The sequence below is a fragment of the Cytobacillus oceanisediminis genome (genome assembly GCF_022811925.1).
Lineage (GTDB): Bacteria > Bacillota > Bacilli > Bacillales > Cytobacillaceae > Cytobacillus > Cytobacillus oceanisediminis_D.
In genome coordinates, this window is record NZ_CP065511.1 from 3636254 (window position 1) to 3658878 (window position 22625).

17 protein-coding genes and 2 pseudogenes are annotated in these 22625 nt (G+C 40.2%); 5 read left to right on the forward strand and 14 right to left on the reverse strand.

The features are described from left to right. Window positions 1–121: 121 nt before the first annotated feature. The 6 genes from IRB79_RS18130 to IRB79_RS18155 all read right to left on the reverse strand — a co-directional run bounded on the left by IRB79_RS18130 (window position 122) and on the right by IRB79_RS18155 (window position 8892). Window positions 122–1786, reverse strand: coding sequence for an amidohydrolase (locus tag IRB79_RS18130; protein WP_243503842.1), 1665 nt, complete (start codon window positions 1784–1786; stop codon window positions 122–124). A 15-nt stretch (window positions 1787–1801) separates the two neighbouring features. Beyond that, window positions 1802–3262 carry a sodium:solute symporter family protein gene (locus tag IRB79_RS18135; protein ID WP_243503844.1) on the reverse strand — a complete coding sequence of 487 codons (1461 nt, stop codon included), beginning with the start codon at window positions 3260–3262 and terminating at the stop codon, window positions 1802–1804. Window positions 3263–3563: 301 nt separating this feature from the next. Continuing rightward, entirely contained in the window at window positions 3564–5333 is a 1770-nt protein-coding gene (gene xsc / locus IRB79_RS18140; protein ID WP_243503846.1) for a sulfoacetaldehyde acetyltransferase, read from the reverse strand. Window positions 5334–5426: 93 nt separating this feature from the next. Continuing rightward, window positions 5427–6788 (reverse strand): aspartate aminotransferase family protein, encoded by a 1362-nt coding sequence (locus IRB79_RS18145; RefSeq protein ID WP_243503848.1) that lies wholly within the window; start codon window positions 6786–6788, stop codon window positions 5427–5429. A 52-nt stretch (window positions 6789–6840) separates the two neighbouring features. Then, window positions 6841–7974: an alanine dehydrogenase gene (gene ald, locus IRB79_RS18150; RefSeq protein WP_243503850.1), complete on the reverse strand. Its 1134-nt coding sequence runs from the start codon at window positions 7972–7974 to the stop codon at window positions 6841–6843. Between the two features lie 192 nt (window positions 7975–8166). Continuing rightward, window positions 8167–8892 carry a GntR family transcriptional regulator gene (locus IRB79_RS18155; RefSeq protein ID WP_243503853.1) on the reverse strand — a complete coding sequence of 242 codons (726 nt, stop codon included), beginning with the start codon at window positions 8890–8892 and terminating at the stop codon, window positions 8167–8169. A gap of 217 nt (window positions 8893–9109) precedes the next feature. On the opposite strand from IRB79_RS18155, the gene IRB79_RS18160 reads away from it, so the two are divergent. Beyond that, window positions 9110–9562: a nucleoside deaminase gene (locus tag IRB79_RS18160; protein ID WP_243503855.1), complete on the forward strand. Its 453-nt coding sequence runs from the start codon at window positions 9110–9112 to the stop codon at window positions 9560–9562. 55 nt (window positions 9563–9617) lie between these two features. Here the strand turns inward: IRB79_RS18160 and IRB79_RS18165 are convergent, their stop codons facing one another. The 4 genes from IRB79_RS18165 to IRB79_RS18180 all read right to left on the reverse strand — a co-directional run bounded on the left by IRB79_RS18165 (window position 9618) and on the right by IRB79_RS18180 (window position 11736). Beyond that, window positions 9618–10067, reverse strand: a complete 450-nt coding sequence (locus tag IRB79_RS18165; RefSeq protein ID WP_243503857.1) for a hypothetical protein — start codon at window positions 10065–10067, stop codon at window positions 9618–9620. Between the two features lie 155 nt (window positions 10068–10222). Continuing rightward, complete coding sequence (locus tag IRB79_RS18170; protein ID WP_243503858.1) at window positions 10223–10714, reverse strand: MarR family winged helix-turn-helix transcriptional regulator; 492 nt, start codon at window positions 10712–10714, stop codon at window positions 10223–10225. Between the two features lie 98 nt (window positions 10715–10812). Next, entirely contained in the window at window positions 10813–11049 is a 237-nt protein-coding gene (locus tag IRB79_RS18175) for a hypothetical protein (RefSeq protein ID WP_243503859.1), read from the reverse strand. Between the two features lie 66 nt (window positions 11050–11115). After that, a complete protein-coding gene (locus tag IRB79_RS18180) occupies window positions 11116–11736 on the reverse strand; it encodes a YitT family protein (RefSeq protein ID WP_243503860.1) in 621 nt (206 codons plus the stop codon). A 272-nt stretch (window positions 11737–12008) separates the two neighbouring features. Between IRB79_RS18180 and IRB79_RS18185 the strand changes: the two genes are divergently transcribed. The 3 genes from IRB79_RS18185 to IRB79_RS18195 all read left to right on the forward strand — a co-directional run bounded on the left by IRB79_RS18185 (window position 12009) and on the right by IRB79_RS18195 (window position 17329). After that, a complete protein-coding gene (locus IRB79_RS18185) occupies window positions 12009–12653 on the forward strand; it encodes a 2OG-Fe(II) oxygenase (protein WP_243503861.1) in 645 nt (214 codons plus the stop codon). Window positions 12654–13289: 636 nt separating this feature from the next. After that, complete coding sequence (locus IRB79_RS18190; protein ID WP_347815339.1) at window positions 13290–13403, forward strand: hypothetical protein; 114 nt, start codon at window positions 13290–13292, stop codon at window positions 13401–13403. Window positions 13404–13639: 236 nt separating this feature from the next. Further along, window positions 13640–17329: a polysaccharide deacetylase family protein gene (locus IRB79_RS18195; protein WP_431833391.1), complete on the forward strand. Its 3690-nt coding sequence runs from the start codon at window positions 13640–13642 to the stop codon at window positions 17327–17329. Window positions 17330–17433: 104 nt separating this feature from the next. Here IRB79_RS18195 and IRB79_RS18200 read toward each other — a convergent pair whose 3' ends face one another. The 4 genes and pseudogenes from IRB79_RS18200 to IRB79_RS18215 form a co-directional block, all read right to left on the reverse strand. Next, the gene (locus tag IRB79_RS18200) at window positions 17434–18051 is read right to left on the reverse strand and encodes a hypothetical protein (protein WP_243503865.1); all 618 of its coding nucleotides are present in this window, start codon (window positions 18049–18051) and stop codon (window positions 17434–17436) included. 312 nt (window positions 18052–18363) lie between these two features. Beyond that, window positions 18364–19696, reverse strand: a pseudogene (locus tag IRB79_RS18205) (IS3 family transposase). 120 nt (window positions 19697–19816) lie between these two features. Beyond that, window positions 19817–20322 (reverse strand): annotated as a pseudogene (locus IRB79_RS18210) (DUF3189 family protein). 204 nt (window positions 20323–20526) lie between these two features. Beyond that, complete coding sequence (locus IRB79_RS18215; protein WP_243503867.1) at window positions 20527–21963, reverse strand: glycoside hydrolase family 1 protein; 1437 nt, start codon at window positions 21961–21963, stop codon at window positions 20527–20529. 173 nt (window positions 21964–22136) lie between these two features. Between IRB79_RS18215 and IRB79_RS18220 the strand changes: the two genes are divergently transcribed. Continuing rightward, on the forward strand, window positions 22137–22520 hold the full coding sequence (locus IRB79_RS18220) for a VOC family protein (RefSeq protein ID WP_243503868.1): 384 nt from the start codon (window positions 22137–22139) through the stop codon (window positions 22518–22520). The last annotated feature ends 105 nt before the right edge of the window (window positions 22521–22625 follow it).

A 22625-nucleotide genomic window follows, 5' to 3' on the forward strand; every position in this document is an offset into this window, starting at 1 on the left:
TTCTCACAAAATCTATTAAGGACTGCTTAATCTTGTTGAGTTAATGCCTTATCCTTAAACAGAGCAAAAGCTGACCCCCAGCTTTTGCTTCAGTATTGAGGATTTTTTGAATAGCGGTTATCTATGAATGAGTATAAGCTTTTTCTGTATTTTCCCACACAACCTTACCGGAAATAATGGTCGCCAATATAGGAATATCTTTTAATTCCATTGCTGGACAGGTAAGAGGATCGGCATCCAGGACAACAAAATCTCCTCTTTTTCCTTCTTCAATCGTGCCAGCAGAATCTTCTTCAAAGTTCAGAGCTGCCCCGTAAGATGTCATCGCTTTTAAAGCATCCAGAACATCAATTTTTTGATATTCTCCAAGCACATTACCTTCTAAAGTGATGCGGTTCACAGCCGCCCATATGGAAAACAGGGGCGAAATTGGGGTAATAGGACAATCAGAATGCAGTGTGAACAGCAAATTGCGGTCAACCGCATCAGCCAAAGGATTAATTCTAGCCGCTCTCTTTTCACCCAGGAATAATCTGCGGTGCCGATCTCCCCAAAAGTAAACATGATTGATGAAAAAGGAAGCAGCAACACCTAATCTTTGCATAGCATCAAGGTCTTCACTGCCTGCAGTCTGTACATGTTCAATCCGATGCCTGTGGTCTTCCATCGGACTTTTTGACAAAACATAATCGAAAGCCTCAAGGATAGATCCGATTGCCCGATCTCCATTTCCATGAATCGCAATCCTAAATCCTCTATTATGGAGATCCAGCATTTCTTCTGCAAATGTGTCCTGATCATGCAGCAGCTCACCATATACAGATTCATCACAATTATAAGGTTCGCGGAGTGCACCGGTAAGTCCCTGGATGGATCCATCCTGAAATAATTTGGCACTATCCAGTGATACCCTGTTTTTAGTGCGTCTCTTTAATTCAAGATCGAGCTGATCTGCAGTATACCCGGAAAAAGCACTTCCTTCTCTTAAAAGATGATGCAAGATCATTAGCCGCATATTCATCGGATTCTTTCCTGAATTAATGGCCGCAATATGCGCATTTAATTCCTCTATTCCTCTGTCCAGGCCCACACCGGCATCTGTACATGTGGTTATCCCTTGAGACAGGTACACCTTCGCCGCATTCCCGATATTCTTGATTTGTTCATCGCTTGACGGGGAAGGCAGCACTGGAAATATAAATTCCAGGGCAGGAATTTCGTGAATAACACCGTCCAGTCTACCATTACCATCACGTGTAAAGTACCCGCCATGCGGATTCGAAATGCTTTCATCAATTCCAGCCAATTCAAGAGCTTTGGAATTTGCAGCACCAAAGTGCCCTGAAATATGCCGGATAAAAACGGGATTGTTCGGGGCTGCATGATCTAAATCAGACCTGTTCGGATGTCTTTTGTCCTCCAGGAGGGTATCATCATATCCCCACCCCATGATCCATTCTCCAGGTTTTGCTTTACCGGCCCTTTCTCTTATTTTTTCCTTTATATCACCAATGTTTTTATTCCTTGGGGATCTGCAATCAACATAATTCAGCATTTGCCCATACATTAATAAATGACTATGTGTATCTATAAAACCAGGAAGCAAAGCAGCCCCTTTTAAATCCAAGATCTCAATATCAGGACCATCTGGAACTTCCGTACGATCCGGTTCGGTTTTATCCCAAATTTTTTCGATGATGCCATTTCTGACAAGCAATGATTTTGCCTTAGTATTATGTTTATCAAGCGTGATGATATTTGCATTTTTTATGATAAGGATACTCACCCTTATCCCTCCTTATTAGACAGCTTTGTTTTCTGCTGAATCGATATCGTCTATCTTTCTATTTGCTGAAGGAAGGTCTTCCCAGTAAACAGCCTTTACATTTTCTGCTGATGAATGTTTGGTCCAGAAACTAATCATGACAAGCGAACAAAAAGATATGATAAAGCCGGGTATTGTCTGATCTATTCCTGTATTGAGAAGAGGCCAAAGTATGGTAGTGAAACAAGCCAGAAGCATACTGGAAATGACAGCGGTGTTGGTTGTCCTTTTCCAAAACATAATGGCCAGAAACGGAAACACAAGAGTTGTTGCTGACAGTCTGAGTGCCCATTGATACATGCTGACAATATCTGTTAATGCAAAGGCAACTAACAGTGATAATACCGATATAATCACTACACTCAAGCGGGAAACAAACATCATTTGCTTTTCCGTAGCATCGGGATTTAATAGCCGGTGATACAAATCCTGAGTAATATTAGAGCTTCCTTGTAAAATGAAGGAGTCTGCACCTGTCATCAGTGCTGATAGGAGTCCGATCAGAATAATGCCGCCAATATAAGGAGGAAGCATTTCCACGGTTACATAGGAGAAAATTAAGTCTGGATGAATATCGGCTGGCACAAATTGCCTTGCCATAATTCCTATACTATAAGGAAGAACAGAAATACATAGGGTAATGGCATAACCGGTTAAGCCAGCTTTAATGGCTATATCTTCTGTCTTAGAAGCAAAGATCCGCTGCCATGTGGATTGCCAAACTAAGTAGAATGGAGCCACAGAAAGAGCAAATAGCAGGACATCCCCGAGTCCATTCGCACCAAGCGGAGTCAAAAAATCTCTCGGCGTGTTACTGAGGATGTGTTCCATCCCTCCGCCAAATTGCAAGGCAGCATATGCAAGCATAACAATCCCTACAATCAGAATTACGCTTTGAATGGCATCCGTTACAATTGTTGCTACTAGGCCGCCCAAAATCGTAAAGCCGAGAATCAAAATAAAAGACAGCACAATTCCCGTTTTCACGTTCATATTAAAAGCAATGCTGAATACGGTACTCATCCCTACAATCTGCAGGGCAGTAGTGGGAACTGAATATATGAAAGCAGATAACACTGATGGAATGATACCGGTTTTTGCTCCAAATCTTTCACTAAAAAGGTCCGCAAGTGTATATAATCTCTGTCTTCTTAATGGACGGCTAAAAAAGAAGATCAAGAGCATACTGACAAGCATGGCTGGTAAAGCAAATTTAAAAAATCCAGATACGCCCATTGTGAATCCCATTCCAATCCAGCCAATAAAAACGGCAGCACCGCAATTCGTGCTGATGATTGTTCCGACAATATTCCAAAAGCCCATATTCCAGCCTGCAATTAAATAACTGTCAGAGGTTTTAATTTTTGTAAAATAATAGATTCCAATTGCGAACATGAATATGAAATACGCTAAAATGTATCCAAAATACCAGCTCATCGACTGCCTCCTTTATTTTTCTTAATATTCTGTAAATTATTGGCAGTAATATACGGAACATCTTCTACTTAATTCCACTATATCGGTCACTTTCCCATGATTATCGGTCAGATTTTGAACTTATCGGTCAACTTTACTATTTATCGGTCAATTTTTATTTTTATCGGCCACTTTTCCAATATATCGGTCAGTTCGCGTCATAGCAACTTTCTCATATCAGCACTGTAACGACATACTTCAAACTCGTAAGCTTTCTTTTAAAAGGAGCTTAATCAAATCTATTAAGCTCCTTTCATTTTACCTACCAGTTTTTATGATCAAGGTGAGCATATTTCGGCAGAAGACGAGTCGGCATCTTTAACGCGTCTTTGCGGAATGGAGGTGCCAATTGTGTGCCATCCACTTGAATATCAATGACTGTCGGTTTATTGGATTCTAATGCACGGAGAATAGCTGGCCCTACGTCTTCAGGTTTGTCTACACTAATTCCCTGTGCCCCCATGGACCTTGCCACCTCTGCAAAATCCGGATTCTGGATATCCGCTCCTACAAAGCGATTATTATAAAAATCTACTTGGTTTTTCTTTTCCGCACACCAGGCATTGTTATTAAAAACACATGCAACTACTGGAATGTTCTCCTCCACAGCCGTACTTACTTCATGCAGGCTCATTCCCCATGCGCCATCCCCTACGATAGCTACTACAGGGCTATTCGGATTTGCAAGCTTTGCACCTAATGCTGACGGATAGGCAAAGCCTGTATTCCCAAATGTTAAGGCTGCAACATGCTTGCGGCCGGAATTGAATTTTAAATAGGCATTTGCGGTAGAAGATACATTCCCGATATCTGTAGTAACAATTGCGTTTTCCGGAAGGACCTTCGTAAGCTCCAGGAGTGCCCTGCGCGGATTAATTGGATTTCCTTCCACCATGGCCAGATCGACAAGTTCTTTTTCCCATTGCTCTTTTTCATTTGTGACTCTTGCTATTCTCTCAGAATTGAATTGCTTATTTGGCACTTTTTCTTTTAGCCGTTTTGCGATTTCAACTGAAGCTGCTTTTGCATCTCCAATGATCCCGATCTCTACTGGATGGGTCCTGGCAATATTGCGGGGATTGATATCGATTTGGATAATCTTTGCGTCTTTCGGAAAGTAATCAATGTCATAGCATGGCAATGTTCCAAAGACAGATAATCTAGTACCGATAGCGAGCACCACATCTGCATCCTTTAATGTGTTCATAGCTGCTTTTGACCCCATATACCCAATAGGTCCAACCGCTAAAGGCTCATTTGCCGGGAAGGCATCATTATGCATATATGAAACAGCTACAGGAATCGTTAAATGATCGGCAATTTCCTTCACTGTCTCTATTCCATCTGAATCCACTACCCCCCTGCCGGAAATGATGACAGGGTTCTTGGCAGAAGCAAGCAATTCCACAGCCTGATCAATCTGTTCTAATGATCCGCAGCCCCTATTATCAACACGATACTGATGAGGTTCAAGGATTACATCTTCCACTTCCCCATAAAAATAGTCCCGCGGAATATCAAATAGCACTGGACCTCTCTCTGCGTAAGCGATTCTAAAGGCAGTCCTCAGGCAATCCGCCACCCGCCCCGGATGTGTGACCCTAACTGTTTCCTTCGTGATCGCTTTAAAAACTGAAACCTGATCGCACTCCTGGAAACCGTCCCATCCAACGGTAGGTGTTCCAGCTGAAGGAGAAATGACGACCATAGGAGTGTGAGCCTGATTCGCTGCCGCAACCGACGTTACCATATTTGTGATTCCTGGTCCATTCTGGCCAATCACCACCCCGGCAACTCCGCTTACTCGAGTATAGGCATCTTCCATGTGGGCAGCGCTTTGCTCATGCCGTACACCGATGAAGCGGATCCCGGCAGTCGGAAGCAAGTCTAATAGATCCATGAAGGCGGATCCCAAAATCCCGGAAATATGTGTGACACCTTCTTTAACTAATGTTTCTACAATTGCCTCACTTGGTGTCATTTTCACCTTTTTTGTTTTGATTACTGCTAATTCTTTTTCTGCTTTTGCCATTACGAGCACTTCCTTTCCGGTTTATGAAGTTCCATTTATATAAATTGATAGGAGCCATGTTAAAAAAGCTCGTATCCAGATTCAGCTCTCGGTCTAAATTTCCTTTAAGGCATTTTCGACAGTTTGGACAACGAATCTTAAATCTTCTTCTGTAGATGAAAGCGGCGGAGCTATAATAAGGACATTATTGAAACCAGGCACTGTATCCCCATTTCTGCCAATGATTAAGCCTTTTTCTTTACATAGTGCAATGACCTTTGCCATTAAATGATCAGAAGCTGGCTGTTTCGTTTCCTTGTCTTCAACCATTTCAATGCCATATAAGAAACCGGCGCTTCTGACTTCGCCTACATTTTTATGAGACTGCAACTCTTTTAAGCTGCCTAAAATGCTTTCACCCAGCACCTCTACCCTGCTGACAATATTCTCTCTTTCGATGATCTCGATATTTTTCAATGCTACCGCGCAGCTTGCCGGATGTCCCCCGTATGTTGAGACATGGCGGAAATGGTTATCTGTACCTTGCGCCTTAAATTTTTCATAAATTCTGGAATGAACTGCTGTTGCTCCAAGCGGAAGATAGCCGCTGGTCAACCCTTTAGCCATCGTTACGATATCAGGCTGAACACCATCCGAATGCATAAATCCAAACATTTTGCCCGTTCGCCCGAATCCGGATACAACCTCATCCATTATCAGCAGGACATCATGTTTTTTGCAGATTTGTGCCACCCTCTGCAGATACTCAGGAGATGGGATAATAACCCCCCCGCCTGAAATGAAAGGCTCCATTATTATCGCAGCAACCGTTTCGGCACCTTCCCATTGAATGACCTGGTCAATCATGTCAGCTGCAACTTTATCGCAATCCTTCACATCCTCGCCAAATGGACAGCGATAGCTGTAGGGAGGCGGAACATGCAGGAATCCCGGCATGCCAGGATCGTATTTCACTCTCCTGTTGGCCTGTGCAGTAGCACTTAATGCACCTAAAGTTGAACCATGATAGGCACGGTAGCGCGAAATAAATTTATATTTACCCGGATTGCCATTCTGATTATGATATTGCCTTGCTATTTTGAATGCGGTTTCATTCGCTTCGGAACCGCTATTTGAGAAAAAGGTTTTATAGGAATCCCCCAGCAAGTCACTAATTTTTGCAGATAACTTAATGGCTGGTGCATGGCTTAATGTCAGAGGGAAATACGACAGCTGCATCATTTGCTCTGCAGCGGCCTCTGCAATTTCTTTCCGGCCATGTCCCAGGTTCAGACACCAAAGACCGGATACACCATCCAAATATCGATTACCATCCATATCAGTAAACCATGAGCCTTCACCTGATTTGGCAATCATCGGACTGCTTCCTTCTGTATGCCGGCTCATCGCATGCCATAAGTGTTCCTGATCCTGATCAGTTAACTTTTTGTTATCATTCAGTTCTACTGTAGACATATTGCTTGCCTCCTTCTATTTTATAAACATTCAGGTTTGCATCTTATGGGAATCATGTTGCGGCTGGAATTTTGTGAGTTAATTCATGGGTGGGTGTATAAGGGTAGTTATGCGCCTCTGCAACTCTCTGATTAGTGACCTTTCCATTCATGGTATTGACCCCTTTTTCAAGAAAAGGATACTTTAAAATAGAATTTTCAATCCCAGTATTTGCGAGCATTAAGGCATATGGTGCTGTAGTATTGGCGAGGGCGTAGGTGGAAGTTCTTGCTACAGCGCCCGGAATGTTTGGAACCGCATAATGCAAAACACCATGCTTTACATATGTTGGAGAATCATGTGAGGTAATATGATCAATGGTTTCAATTGAACCGCCCTGATCAATGGCAACATCAATAATGACCGAATTCTTTTCCATTTGCATAACCATTTCTTCGGTTACTAACTGAGGTGCTTTTGCACCGGGGATGAGAACAGCCCCTATCACTAAATCGGCAAGTTTTACTTCCTGGGCGATATTGAACGGATTTGACATGACCGTCCTCACCCTGCCAGAAAAAAGATCGTCCAGCTGGCGGAGTCTTTCAGCACTTATGTCAATGATGCTAACATCTGCACCGAGGCCAACTGCCATTTTTGCGGCATTTGTTCCAACAACTCCACCGCCAATAATCACCACTTTTCCAGGCTTCACACCAGGAACACCGCCTAAAAGGACTCCTTTTCCACCATGAATCTTTTCAAGAAATTGAGCTCCAAGCTGGACAGACATCCTTCCCGCAACTTCGCTCATTGGAGTTAGGAGAGGCAATGATTTGTTATCCAGCTGAATGGTTTCATAAGCAACCGAGGTAACTTTTTTATCGACCAAATCCTTTGTCAATTCAGGTTCGGCTGCCAGATGCAAGTAAGTAAAGAGAATTAATCCTTTTCGAAAATATCGGTATTCATCTGGCTGCGGCTCTTTAACCTTCATGACCATATCCGCAGACCAGGCCTCTTTTGCACTTGAAACAACCGTTGCACCAGCTTTTTCATATTCCTGGTCAGAGATGCCGCTTCCTGCACCTGCACCCTTCTCAATCCAGACCGTATGGCCGGCATTAACAAATGCAGAAACACTTGCTGGAACAACGGAAACCCGGTTTTCATTATTCTTTACTTCCTTTGGCACACCAATAATCATGTCATCACTCCATCCTGCAAAATAGAAATATTAATCTTCTCGTCATGACGTCATGTCGTCCGTACCAGTTGTTGTATGACTAGCCTCAGTTGTAATTAAAACACAACCATTATTACTTTTCAATATTTTCTAAAAATTTTATATTATCGGAATTATCAATAGGTATTATTGTAAAATTGAATAACACTGCATTTAACTATAATTCTTTGATAGTTTTATTCTAAATGAGTACATATCCGAACGAAAATAAGCAGAATAGTATTCTATTAAGCTTCCATTAATGTCTGATAATAACCGTTCTATGTGAAGCACACTTAGGGAACATGGGACACCAAGCAGGTCTGCTTCTTCTTTAGATAAATAAGTACTTGTAATCATCTGTTCAGCTTCTGCAAACTTTAAGTCTAAACTTTGCTCAAGCAGATCATACAATGTCCCCTTTTCAATATCATATTGGGCGAGATTTTCACCAATTTCAATAGGGTAATACTGACTTTCAAGGGCCAATGGCTTATCGTTTGCATAGCGAATTCGCTTTATAAAGTATGCCTCTGTAAGTCCGCTGGCTTCCACGATTTCTTTTGCTGGAACAACAATGCCATTGTCCAATAATTTTGCATCAGGCTTCATCCCCATTTTTTTAATCACTTCTGTTGTACTGGTAATATTCCCAAGCCACTCTTCAATCGGTTTCTTTGAAATAAAAGTGCCTTTTCCGTGGACTTTTTTTAGCACACCTTCGTTAACTAAATGCGAAACTGCCTCTCTCACTGTGCTTCTGCTCACTTTATATGTATCCATCAACTCTCTTTCACTTGGAATTTTCTCATTGAAAGAACGATTGTCTATTAGCTCCTGCAGCTTATTTTTTAGTTGTATGTGAAGCGGAATAGGACTTTTGGAATCTAACTCTGTCATAATGAATGCCTCCTTACTATTTTTCAAAAAATCAAAATGTATAATTAATTATATAGATTACCCGAATTAATATCCATCCATTTACAGCAGATCCTCATGAGGAAATTTGCAAATTTTACTATTAACATTTAGTACAGTCAGCAGATTATTTGGAGAACCCACGAAAAAATGATATTAATTTAATTAGAGTCAATTAATTGGAAAAGGATGATTAAAAATGGATCACTTCATGAAACGGGCTATAGAACTGGCCATTAATAATGTAAAAGACGGCGGCCAGCCCTTCGGTGCCGTTCTGGTGAAAGATCAGGACATCATTGCTGAAGGCGTGAATGAATTGCATAAAAAGCATGATGTCAGCGGGCATGCTGAAATGCTCGCTATCCGGCGGGCACAGGAGCAGTTTCAAACGAATGATTTAGCCGGCTTTACGATGTATGCAAGCGGAGAACCTTGTCCGATGTGTTTAACTGCCATGTATTTCGCAGGCATCGATAAGGTGTACTATTGCCAATCAGTTGACGACGCTTTTAATGCAGGTTTAGGCAAGTCTAAAATGATTTATGAGGATTTGAAAAACGCAAGAGATGAACGGGGACTCAAAATATTGCAAATTCCATTAAATGAGGATCAAGACAATCCAATGAAGCTTTGGAAAGAGAAAGTTTAACAATTAACATCCCATCTGCTTAAAGATGGGATGCTAATTGTTTTTTTAGTTTTGGTCACCCTTTGATATTCTCACTCATTCTTTTAACAAACATCGTCAAAAAATAGGCTGCATAAGCAATCGAGATATCGATCAGAAAGATATAGAATTGATTCATTCCTTTTTTAAAATGCACCATACCGACCCGTTCCTCAAGAGTGGCAAATCCAAAGGCAAAAACAGCACTTGCTAAAATCGTGTAAAGCAGAAAGCTTTTCTTGTGGTTCGTGCAGTACTGATAGATCAGCAGGAAACCGACCGGTAAAGCTGATGCTGTCATGTTCAGTGCATAGGGAAACATGGGAAATAAAAAATGGGTGTGAACAAAATAACTATATCGCTCCAAAAAGCTGTCGGCGTACGTCCAAAGTATATGCACGGTATATCCAAAGAAGAAATTTTCAAATATTCTGGTCCGGTCAACTGATAGATATACAATAACGAGAGGCAGCACCATAAGTGCCAAAACCACCCAATACTGCCAGGTTCCAAGACCTGAATATTCTCTCTAGTAGGAAGAAATGAGTGCATTCATCTTTTCACTTTGCAAATATATTTGCTCCCAGTATTCACTATAACTCATAGAATTACCTCCAAAAACGCATCATCATCTTAAAAGAATTATGCATAATCATAGTTTTCTACCCGTGCATCAATAAGCATTTTTTTAAATGTATCTCCTTTTTGAACCCCTAATATCCTCTGACCATATTCAAGGAAAGACATAAGCTCGTTTTCCGATAAATGGCTCATATTCAGCGGAAATTGTTCCATCCCTTTTACCTCATCCATAATCTGATCCAATAGTTCCTTTCCGCTCTTAGAAATAGCCACACACTTATAGCGGAGCTGCTCTTTATTGGCCGTGATTTCGATCAGTCCTTTTTCCTTTAACGGTTTTAAAAGCCTGGTTACAGTCGATAGATGCCAGCATCCCAGTTCACTTATTTGGGTCGGGCTTAGTTTTTGATTATGAGTGCCAAGCAGAAACAAAATATGCTGCTGAGCAGGCGTCAGCTTAAACTTCTTTTCAAGCTCCGCCCAATTCTTTTCCATGCAGAAGTATAGTGCCCTTATGACAAGCAATGTCTGCTGTTTCAATAGAATGTTCATCCTCTTTCCCCTCACTTGCAGATGCAATTGTATTTACAAGTATTGTTTGAGAGATGGTTAATTTTATGCAAAAAAAATAGAGGTTCACTTTCCTGCCTCTATTTTCGTCCTATTCTTTTTTCCACAGAGTTTCTGATTGACTCTATCATCTCCTCAGACAAATTCGCTGGAAGTGACGAGCCATCATTAAATACCCAGGCGTTGATCACCTCAAGATCTGCTTTTTTAAATGTTATGCTATAAGTATTATTTTCCTGGAGAAATTCAGTTGTGACATATTCTTCTCCATCAAATTCATCATCAATAATCATGCTGGTAATTTCGTATGGATTCACAAGTAATCTCCTTCAGCTTTTTTACCACTTAGGATGCACCTGGCTCATCAAATTATTCGAAAATGTTTAGGACTTCATTATAATGGTATCTATGGTTTTATAAGCAACAAAAAATGTTGCAAGGGAGTATGCGGCTTCTGTGATGCCGAATAAAAAAACAGAACTTCCAAAGATAATGGTATTCATTAAAAGGATGCATTGCCCGATGGTTAAAGGCAAACGCTCGCTGAATAAAATCGCCAAAACTTCTGTACCATCCAGACAGGCTCCAAACCGTATAATGAGACCCACTCCCATTCCCAGCAAAAGGCCTCCCAGAATAATGATCAGCAGGGGATGGTTAGTCACTTCCTCAAATGGGGCCAATATGTATGTCTCCCCTGCCAGCAAGGAACTGGCAAACAGGCTTAACACCAAAAATCTTCCCCCTAAAAAGAAAAAGCCTGCCACTAAAAAGGGGAGATTCAACAGCAGGATCAAGGCACCCACATCTACATGAAAGACATGTGAAAGGATGATGCTCAATCCAACAATACCTCCATCAATAACATAATTTTTCACAAGGAATAATTGCAGGGAAACAGCCACAAGTGTTGTTCCGAATATGATAATCAGCCCATTTTTAAAGGTGGAAAAATTACCCTTTCGTCTTTGGCTTAAATAGTATTGAACGCTATTTCTATACACTGGCCATCTCCTTTTGTTCAGACTGGCTTATGTATTGAAATATATTCCCAAAAATCAATAAAATGCAGAAGCCTTCTTTCTATTTTAATAGTTTTCAAGTAAAAAAAAGATAGAATTCCTTCATATCAGAGTGTAAAATATATTCAGCCAGTTGAAAAACTGACACAGACATCCATTTGTATAGGAGGAAGGAACGCACAAATAGGAATACTTCAAGCAGCCTTTAAATATATTTAATTTTCAGAAAACTAAATAAAAAGAGGTTGATTTACATGGAAATGGATGCATCTTATAAAGAACAAACGATTTTTGATCATGTTGGAAATAAGATTATTACAGAAGATCGGGAAATTCATATAATTGCCAGATTTGCAGAACCATTGATCGTGGTTCTGGGAAATGTTTTGAGCGATGAAGAATGTGACCAGCTGATTCAGCAATCAAAAGATCGCATGCAGCGTTCAAAAGTTGCCAACTCCATTGAAGTTGATGAACTAAGAACCAGCAGCAGTACTTTTTTCCATGAAGGGGAAAATGAAATTGTCGCGAGAATTGAAAAAAGAGTATCCCAAATCATGAACATTCCAGTTGAGCATGGTGAAGGGCTGCAGATCCTCAATTATAAAATAGGCCAGGAATATAAAGCTCATTTTGACTTCTTCTCTTCAACCAGCAGAGCAGCAAGCAATCCGAGAATCAGCACGCTTGTCATGTACCTGAATGATGTGGAACAGGGCGGGGAAACGTATTTTCCAAAGCTTAACTTCTCCGTTTCTCCACAAAAAGGCATGGCAGTGTATTTTGAATACTTTTATAATGATCAGAACTTAAACGACCTGACGCTTCATGGCGGAGCACCTGTTATCATCGGTGATAAATGGGCAGCTACGCAATGGATGAGGAGAAAGAAATTATAGATAGAAAAACACTTGGGAAAATCTTTCTCCAAGTGTTTTTTAAAATACAAATCATTTGTAATTGTCCAGCTTCAGCGCCTGCCACCATCGAGGTCACGAAACGGGGGTGGGCAAGGCGCTTCTGCTTTTCTTAGAACCACAGTCTCTTATGATAGTCATAATCAGAGGTATCGTAACTCTCTTCCCCTTCTAAATTAGGGGCACACTTTTCACAAGGTTCTTCCTGCTGGCCATGTTCACATTGTTCCATTAAAAGTTCCACCTGAACGCATCCCCTTTCCTATCTGTTATTTTAATTATATTGAAAGCGTTTACAGATGTCTTGTACAATTTGTTGGAAAATCGTTAGAAAGTGCCTATCCAATGGCACATTTTAACGTCAAAAACAGACATTCCTGTCGCATTTTTGTTGAATGTGTAATCCGAATATAATACTTAAGTGCCTCCTTCCGGGTATATGCCTACTTCATCATACTCCCGGACAACTCCACCTTATGTATCTTTTATAAATAACCATTAATTTTTTCTTACTCAAGGTCTCCAGTTATAAGCAAACCCTATGATTCTTTCAGCAAAAAAAGCCATCAAATCAATCGTGAATTGCAGGCAAGCTTCTATGTACATGCAATACTGGGAATGATTACGGAATGGATAAATCATGGGTTTGAATATGATTCAAACTATATGTCGGAACAGCTGCTGAAATTCTTAAAGAGCAGACATGGAGATGATGTGTTCAAATTAACTTGAATGAAACAAATGTCAACTATTTCCATTAAATCATCGTAAATCGCGTTTATACCATAAAAAAACAAACACATTTTTTCATCCCACCCCCAAAATTATATAATGACAACCTAAATTTTTGTTGATGGTCATTTTTTGTCGAAATAATGATCCGCTGAATGTTTGGAGTAAATTGTATTTACACTCCTAAAGCTATTAATTAATACATAATTCGACATTACTTCTTGGGAGGAATGAATGTGGATCGTTTTTTCAGGTGGATTGTCAGATCTTTGTTTGCACCTGTCTCCGGAAATGCAGGAGCGATTGCAAGTACTCTAGGTTTTTTTCTGGCATTTTTACCTTTGGATAGTTTTAGTATTCCATTATTGTTTGTTTGTTCACTGCTGCTGCGCCTAAATATTATTGCCTTATTCCTGGGCACTCTGATTACTGTTTTTATACCTTACATACACGAGCTGCCTTTAATGGATTTTGGCCCATTTGAAGATTACTGGTTCATTTCATCACTTAAAAGCAATATATTAACCTCGGAATCAATTGCATCAGGAATCTTCGGAGGTTTGGTAGGACTAGTCTGCTATTTTTTCTTCCACTGGTTTTATAACCTGGGGCTGAAAAAAAATGAGGAAAAACAGGAATATATATTTCTTGACCCTGCTAAAAGCCGGTGGTCCCTCATTAAACGAATGAGTGCGGGCTTCACTCTATTAATTGTTATTATATTTACATTTTTTATAGAGAGCATGAATACAACTCCCAAGTTTCCTGAGCTGCATCTGGATCAAAGCCCATCAAGTACAGATATAGATCCGATTAACAATGCCTTTAGTGAAGAAGATTTGGCATCTCAGATTCAAAAGATAAATTCTGAAGCAGATAAATCAGAAAAGCTAAACATGTCACAAACTACACAAAAACAAGAGGTGTATGGATTCTATGTCAATTGGGACAAGAATAGCAAAACATCCTTCAAGAAAAATAAAGAGTCCATAACCACTCTAGTCCCTGAGTGGATGCATGTTACACCAGATCTATATCTCAAGTCCTCAATTGACTGGTCCATTGTAAAAGAAGCAAATAAACATGAAATCAAAATTCTGCCATTAGTGAATAATTTTATAGACAACAAATGGGATTCAGATGTTCTCCACCGATTATTCACGGCTCCAGGTGCTGAAGACCGCTTTATAGAAGACATGCTTTTTTATGTGAAAATAAATGAATTTGAAGGTATTAATATTGACTTTGAAGCAATTAAACCAGCTGACAAGGATCATTTTACTCAGTTCATGAGTAAGGTTTATAAAGCCTTCCACAAGGAAGGTTTAATGGTGACATTGGATGTTCCGCCGAATGATGAAAGCTACGATTATGCTTCTTTAGCAAAATACGCTGACCGTGTGATTGTCATGCTCTATGACCAGCATTATTCCATGAGCACACCAGGTCCTGTCGCTCAAACGGATTGGGTAAAGGAGAACTTGAATCAAGCTGATATTCCCTCCGGAAAATTGGTTGCAGGCTTAGGAACATACGGTTACGACTGGGAAGAAGATTCTGGTAAGCCCGCAGCTGACTTGACTTTTGGAGATATTATGAAGCTGGGGAGTGAGGCTAACCTCAATATCAATTGGAGTAAGGAAGCTGGAAACCCGTACTTACGGTACAGACAAAATGGAAAAAATCATACTGTCTGGTTTTTGGATGCTGCTACATTTTATAACCAGATGAACCTTGCAATAAATCACGGCTCTACCGGAATAGCAATATGGCGTCTGGGTTCCGAGGATCCCTCTATCTGGAGATTTCTTAACAAGCCTAAGGAAAACATTAATCCTTCTCCAGTGCTAAGTACTATTGAAAGTCCTTTCTCAGCACTTCATACAGGGAACGGAGAGGTTTTGAAAATCGCTTCACAAACTGAAAAAGGAAAAAGGACGATAGAAATGGATTCCAATGGAATGATAAAAAAGGAATCCTATGTTAAATATCCAAAGCCTTTTGAAGTAATCCGCCATGGTAATTCCAGCAAAAAAGAAATCGTCCTTACTTTTGATGACGGTCCGGATCCAGCCTACACACCAAAAATATTGGACATATTGAAGAGGTATGAGGTAAAAGGCACCTTTTTTATCGTTGGAGAAAATGCAATGATGCATCCTCAGCTGGTTAACAGGATTTATGATGAAGGGCACGAAATCGGAAATCATACCTTTACACACCCTGATATTACATCCATCACACCATCTCGTTTACGTATGGAATTGAATGCAACTCAACGCTTAATTCAAGGCATAACCGGTCATTCTATGACTCTTTTTCGCCCACCATACATAGCAGATACGGAACTGGGTACAAGAAACGAGCAGCTTCCTATTATGGAAGCTCAGAAGCTAGGCTATACCATGGTCGGCCAATCCATTGACTCTGGTGATTGGCAAGGGTCTTCAGCAGATGAACTTGTAAATCGAACATTGGATCAGCTGTCCCAAGGTAACGTAATTTTGCTTCATGATGCTGGCGGTGACCGCTCCAAAACAGTGGAAGCCCTTCCGATTATTATTGAAACACTTAAAAATCGCGGCTACACATTTACGACAACTGCTGGTTTAATTGGGAAAACTGATAATGAGATCATGCCTTTTGCTGATCAGGAAAACCCTTATTCTGTTTATGATAAAGCGGTATTTAAGGTCATTAAAAGCTGGAACACTGGAATTAGCTTTTTGTTTTACTCAGCCATTCTTTTAGGTATTTTTCGTATTATTTTTCTTGTTTTCCTGTCCAGGAAACAGGTCAAAAGGTATAAAGAGACCAAGATTGACCCTGGCTTTACTCCACATGTCAGTGTAGTAATTGCTGCTTATAATGAGGAAAAAGTCATTTGCAAAACCGTAGATTCAATTTTATCCAGTGACTATCCGGATTTTGAAATATTGATTATAGATGATGGCTCAAAGGATCATACTGCTCGTGCAGTTGAAGAATCTTTTGCAGATAACCCCCGCGTGAGGTTAATTAAGAAAAACAATGGCGGAAAATCTTCGGCTGTTAACCTTGGATTTAAGGAAGCTAAGGGGGAAATAGTGATTGCTTTAGATGCTGATACCCTCATTGCAGAAAATGCCATTTCTTTGCTTGTTAGCCATTTTAAAGATGATCAAGTGGCTGCTGTTTCGGGTAATGTAAAGGTTGGCAATAAGGGGAATCTCCTAACGAACTGGCAGCATATTGAATATGTGACAGGCTTTAACCTGGAAAGAAGAGCCTTTGCAGCTCTCAATTGCATTACCGTTGTACCAGGTGCCATCGGTGCATGGAAAAAGTCTGCAGTTGAAGAAGCTGGTTACTTTAGTGAGGATACACTTGCAGAGGATACGGATATCACACTTGCACTATTGCGCAAAGGGAAGAAAATTGAATTCGAAGAAAAGGCTTATGCTTATACAGAAGTGCCTGAAGATATTAAAAGCCTGGCAAAGCAGCGCTACAGATGGGTATATGGTACTCTCCAATGCCTTTGGAAACATCGTGAGGCATTATTTAACAAAAAACATCATTCATTAGGCTATGTTGCTCTTCCTAACATGTGGCTCTTTCAATATGTTTATCAAACCATTTCTCCTATTGCAGAAATATTGTTTATCTTTGCCCTTTTCAGCACAAAACCTGAAAAAGCAGCCATTGGATTTGTTCTTTTTTACTTGATGGATTTCTTTACCTCCCTATATGCTTTCAGGCTGGAGAAAGAAAGCCCTAAACCACTGGCCTCATTGTTTTTACAGAGAATTTTATATAAACAGCTGATGACCTATGTGGTCGTAAAATCGATATTCTCCGCCATAAAAGGTGTAACCGTTGGCTGGAATAAACTTAAACGAAAAGGCAATGTAACCCAGGATAATTCTATTGTGAATAGTAAATGAATATAAAGGCCTTTCCCAATATTGGGAGAGGCCTTTTGCTAAATAATTTATAACAATGAAAGGATAAAAGGATCACCTCCTAATGATGATCCTTTTAGAAAGATTTACAGATTCTTTCCATTGTTTTCTTTGTCTTCTTTTCCTTGGCTAGCCCGATTGCTCTCTGCTTTTTCTTTGGCGGCTTGGGAAACTTGCTGACCATGGTTGAGTGTTTTTGCAGCAGGACTTGTTGTGCTACTTCCTCCCGTGCCAGAGGCAGGTGTGCTTGGATCATTTGTGCTGGTCTCAGGTTTCGTTGCTTCATTTGTTGTCTTGCTTCCCGCAGGTGCAGAGGCTGGCTCCGGTGCTGATGGTTTTTCGTTTGAGGCAGATACAGCTTTTGAAACAGGATTTACAGCAGGTTTTCGATTGGATATTTCGGTATTCGTTTGAACAGCAACAATCATCTTATTGCTTTTCTCTTCCTTTTTTAATGATTCTTCAAAAGCAGGAGCATCTTCAGTAATCGGCTTTTGTTTCTCATTCTCTTGCGCAGCCAGTATTTTTGCTTCCCCCTTTTTGTCAATTTGTCTGTTTACTTCAGGTTTTTGTTGAATACCTGATAAAACAGAAGAGTGTTCCTCTGAAAAAAGTTTAGTAGCTTTCAGCATGCCATTGGCAACAGAAAACGTGATAGACCCTGCTATTACCATCGCAAGGGCTCCTTTAGCTGGTGATTTCATATTTTTCTCCTCGTGACTTGTGTTTGATTATATTCAAAGAATACGAAGGAGAATCTTTATATTATGGGGGTATAATATAATAGTTTTTAGAGTTAATTTCATTATTTGCTTACTTCTGAAAAACTGCCATTCCTTAAAATTTTTATGAGCTGCCTGGCAGTGAACTGCTGGAAATGTCGTAAAACAGTCAGACTTATACAATATTTAAATTATGATGAGACTTGGCTATTTTGTCCGGACAATTACCTGTATTAGAAAAGAACCATCTGAATTGAACTGTACCCCCATTTACGGACAGTTTTAAAAAAGCGCCTATGCGGCTAGTAAGTGACCTCGGTATTGTACCGGGGTCATTTTATTTAAGCCCCATTGATAACGGTGATGATTATAATCTTCGATTACTCGCTCTACTTCCTTCGTTACATCCTTTAAATTATCCAGTGATTTATACTCTGCCAGATCTTTAAAATGTCCAAAGAAGCTCTCCATTGGTGCGTTATCCCAACAGTTTCCCTTTCGAGACATTGATTGAGTTAAGCCAAGCTCTTTCACTTTGCTTTGGAATAGAGGATGAGTGTAGTGCATACCTTGGTCAGAATGTAATATGGCTTCAGGGTGAAAATAATTGCCAACAGTGCCTCCAACTTTTTCAACGTCTTATAGACGATGTCCATATCTAATGACGTGGACAGGTGGTACGCAATAATTTCCCTTGTAGCTCCGTCCTTTACGCAGGATAAATATGCTCTTTGACCCTTTCCATAATAGAGATATGTAATGTCAGTAAGCAGGACTTTCCCTGGTTCCTCCTGATTGAATTCTCGGTTAAGCAGGTTCGGGCAGGTTCGATGTTCCTGGGTTGCCTTGGCCATCTTTCGATAAGGGTTGGCTTTCCTTACTTTTGTTTCAAGATTATATTTTGCCATCAAACGCCTAATCTTTTTGTGGTTCATTACAGCTGAATAATCATTCTCCAGGATCATTTTAATCTGGAGGGCACCTACTTTTTCTTTTTTGCTTATAAATATTTCTTGAATCAACTCTATGTCCAGTTCATCCTGCTCATCACGTTGTGCCCGTAAATGTGCAGCCTTCAACCAATCATAGTAGCCACTTCTGCTAACACCTGCCAGCTCACACAAGTAGGAAACAGCTTTCTTTAACTGATGTATTCTGATGGTTTTCTCGATTAGAGAAAACTTTACAGCTGTCGTTAGAATCGTTTCTTCTTCAAGGCCTGCCTTTCTAGTTCTTCCAGCTTTTTTAAGAAATCATTCTCTGCCTCAAGGAATTTAATCCTTGCCTCAGCCTTCCTTAGTTTCTCCTCAATGGAAAGTTGCTTTGAAGAAGGACGTCCAGTACTCCCTTTACCACGACGTTCCGTAAGGAGACCTTTCTCTCCATACCTTTCAAATGTTTCTCTCCAGCGCTGCAGGCAACGTTTGGGCTGTTCTTTGCCAATCATCTCAAGATCAAAGCCTTGTTCAATAAAGATTTGCGATGGTGGTTTTCCATTTTTGTAATCCTTAACTGCTTTTAGCTTAAATCCCGGACTATAGGAGATTGACCTTTCAGAAGCGTTCAAAACATTGGGATTCTTCTCAAGCTCTTTAATTTGGAATTCATTATAAATATTCTTACTCATGATAATCCTCCGCCTATATTCATTAAATCTATTGAAACACAAAAAACCCCAGATAGGGGCACTTTTTTATCAGTGTCCGCTATCCGGGGTACAGTTCAAATGATCAAGATGGTTCTTTTCTTATGCCTGAAACTCCTTATTATCAATTTTAATTATAGCATCATTAGAATCCGCAGCAATTTTTTTCGTTTCATTCACTAGCTCCAGAATATTTCCGCAGCATTTCTGTGCTCCTTTAATAACCAGTGGAGTTCCTAACCTGTCCAGACCTAAGCCTTTGGATATGAATCTCCCGATAGTCATAGCAAGCGGGACTGCAGGTGAAGTATCAGAGAGGACGATTTTATCATTAATTCCTATATGGCTGTTTAATAAATGGCAAAAGTGATGCTTGTTTCAACTGCCAGCTTAGAAGATCTCCTTCCAAGGGTGTACACCTGATTTCCTTCGTCATCCTCACCATGAAAAATAAATTTTCCTGCATCCTTCTTTGTCAATTTATTAAAATACGGCAGCTCAATTATTTCTTCTTTTTCCAGTTTGCGGTGCTGAATGATTTTCAGATGGTATGCCGCTGCCAGGGATGTTGTATGAGTTCCCCCAAAATCATGGTAGATATAAATCATCATCTTCCTCTCCCTATTCATCAGTCTTCCTCAATGCAAGGATTAATTATTAGCTCCTCTGCAATAAATTTTCCTGGACTTTATTCATATTTTACTCAATTAAGATTTTTTAATTAGTTAATGAGTATATTTCTCATAAGAACACCTGCAAATTTAACTATCTAAACAAGTAAAGGCTGCCCCCAGGCAGCCATTTTGAGTTTGCTATAGTTTTTCTCCGTTTGACTCTATCACATCTTTATACCAATAAAAAGATTTCTTCTTTTTTCGTTCCAATGTTCCGCTGCCATCATCATGCTTGTCCACATAAATATAGCCATAGCGTTTTGAAAACTCGCCTGTTGACATGCTGACCATATCGATGCAGCCCCAGCTTGTATAGCCCATTAGCTCGACGCCATCTTCTATAGCTTCACCCATTGCTTTTATATGCTCGCGAAGATAGTCAATCCGGTAGTCGTCATGGATGCTGCCATCCTCTTCTTCCTTGTCATAGGCCCCAAGTCCATTTTCTACGACAAATAGCGGTTTCTGATAGCGGTCATATAACTGGTTCAAGCTGATCCGCAAACCTTCAGGGTCGATTTCCCAGCCCCAGTCACTTGTTTCCAGGAACGGGTTCCTTACCCCGCCAATGATGTTCCCTTCCGACGAATCGGCATCTGTTTTAACCTTCTTTTCAGTGCGGGACATATAATAGCTGAAGCCAATATAATCAACAGTGCCCTCCTTTAACAAATCCAGGTCGCCTTCCTGTATGTCCAGGCTGATATGATTTTCCCTAAAGTATCTTTTAATAAAAGCCGGGTACTCCCCGCGCACTTGTACATCACCACAAAAGTAATTGAAAAGCTGCTCTTCCTGCAGAGCATACATGACATTTTCCGGTTTGCTGTCATAAGCATACACAGGCGCAAATAAAATCATGCAGCCAATTTTTGACTCAGGAGTGATCTCATGGCATGCCTTTACAGCGATTGCGCTTGCGACCAATTGATGGTGATAGGCCTGGAAGGTCGGCTGATATTTATCTTCTTCACATTGATAGGAGAAGCCAAGCCCATTAATCGGCATGACCAATCCGCTATTGATCTCATTAAAAGTCATCCAGTACTTTACTTTATCTTTATACCTGCTCAGAATCGCTTTAGCGTACCTCTCAAAAAAACTGACAACTTTGCGGTTTCTCCACCCGCCATATTCTTTAACTAAATGAAGAGGCATTTCATAATGAGAGATCGTTACAACCGGCTCAATCCCATATTTCTGCAATTCATCAAAAACACGATCATAAAAAGCAAGTCCTTCTTCATTTGGCTCCGTCTCATCGCCATTCGGAAAAATGCGGGTCCAGGCTATCGACATGCGGAATGCCTTGAAGCCCATCTCAGCAAATAAGGCAATATCTTCTTCATATCGATGATAGAAATCGATTGCTTCATGATTGGGATAATAAAATTGATCCTCATGAATTTCGAAGTCAAACCCAGGCTTCATTAAGATATTGTATCGTTCTTTTCCTCCAGGAAGGACATCCGCAATATTCAATCCTTTATTCCCTTCCTTATATCCACCTTCAATTTGGTTCGCTGCAGTGGCGCCTCCCCACAAAAAACCTTTAGGAAAATCGTATTTTTTCATTTCATTACCTCCAATACCTGCTATTTTTTAATATTTGTTTAAATGGATTTTTTATGTTACCCGAAAAGGGATATAGAAGAAGCTTAAATCGATACAAGCTAAACCCATAAATTAAAGGTATTTTCCATTGTATGGAGAATATGTAAAATAAACACAATGAAAGCGGTGAGTAGATGAAATCAATTGCTTCCCCGATTGCAAGCAAAGTGAACAATGTTTTTATTCATGTCAGCGACCTGAAAAGGTCGGCTGAATGGTATAGCACACTGCTTGGATTGCCTTTTAATAAGGATACTGTAGAATCCCCGGTATACAACATTCCTGTCACCTCTGAAACCGGTCTTACATTGGATGACCACACCTTTGATCCATCATTCAGCCTGGATCCTTCCGGTCACGTTTTATTTAATTTCTTCGTCCAGGATATTGATGAGGCATACACTTTTGTTAAAGATCAGGGAATCACCATTGTAAAGGAAATAGAGCGGATTGGAGATTTTGCTTATTTCAACTTTCAGGACTTAGATGGAAATGTATTGATGATCTGCAATTGTTAATGATTAAATCTGTGGCTATATGGCCATGGATTTTTTTATTTACAGCATTCTCCGCTGGACATCCCCCTGCACCTGGCGTATACTAGCCATATTTATGTAAAAGAT

What these genes read in the sequence shown, in the direction of transcription:
- IRB79_RS18220 (WP_243503868.1), top strand. Translation starts at nt 22,137, where the DNA reads ATGAAATCAATTGCTTCCCCGATTGCAAGCAAAGTGAACAATGTTTTT.
- xsc (WP_243503846.1), bottom strand. Translation starts at nt 5,333, where the DNA reads ATGGCAAAAGCAGAAAAAGAATTAGCAGTAATCAAAACAAAAAAGGTG.
- IRB79_RS18170 (WP_243503858.1), bottom strand. Translation starts at nt 10,714, where the DNA reads ATGAACATTCTATTGAAACAGCAGACATTGCTTGTCATAAGGGCACTA.
- IRB79_RS18185 (WP_243503861.1), top strand. Translation starts at nt 12,009, where the DNA reads ATGGAAATGGATGCATCTTATAAAGAACAAACGATTTTTGATCATGTT.
- IRB79_RS18215 (WP_243503867.1), bottom strand. Translation starts at nt 21,963, where the DNA reads ATGAAAAAATACGATTTTCCTAAAGGTTTTTTGTGGGGAGGCGCCACT.
- IRB79_RS18135 (WP_243503844.1), bottom strand. Translation starts at nt 3,262, where the DNA reads ATGAGCTGGTATTTTGGATACATTTTAGCGTATTTCATATTCATGTTC.
- IRB79_RS18200 (WP_243503865.1), bottom strand. Translation starts at nt 18,051, where the DNA reads ATGAAATCACCAGCTAAAGGAGCCCTTGCGATGGTAATAGCAGGGTCT.
- ald (WP_243503850.1), bottom strand. Translation starts at nt 7,974, where the DNA reads ATGATTATTGGTGTGCCAAAGGAAGTAAAGAATAATGAAAACCGGGTT.
- IRB79_RS18190 (WP_347815339.1), top strand. Translation starts at nt 13,290, where the DNA reads ATGATTACGGAATGGATAAATCATGGGTTTGAATATGATTCAAACTAT.
- IRB79_RS18160 (WP_243503855.1), top strand. Translation starts at nt 9,110, where the DNA reads ATGGATCACTTCATGAAACGGGCTATAGAACTGGCCATTAATAATGTA.
- IRB79_RS18145 (WP_243503848.1), bottom strand. Translation starts at nt 6,788, where the DNA reads ATGTCTACAGTAGAACTGAATGATAACAAAAAGTTAACTGATCAGGAT.
- IRB79_RS18155 (WP_243503853.1), bottom strand. Translation starts at nt 8,892, where the DNA reads ATGACAGAGTTAGATTCCAAAAGTCCTATTCCGCTTCACATACAACTA.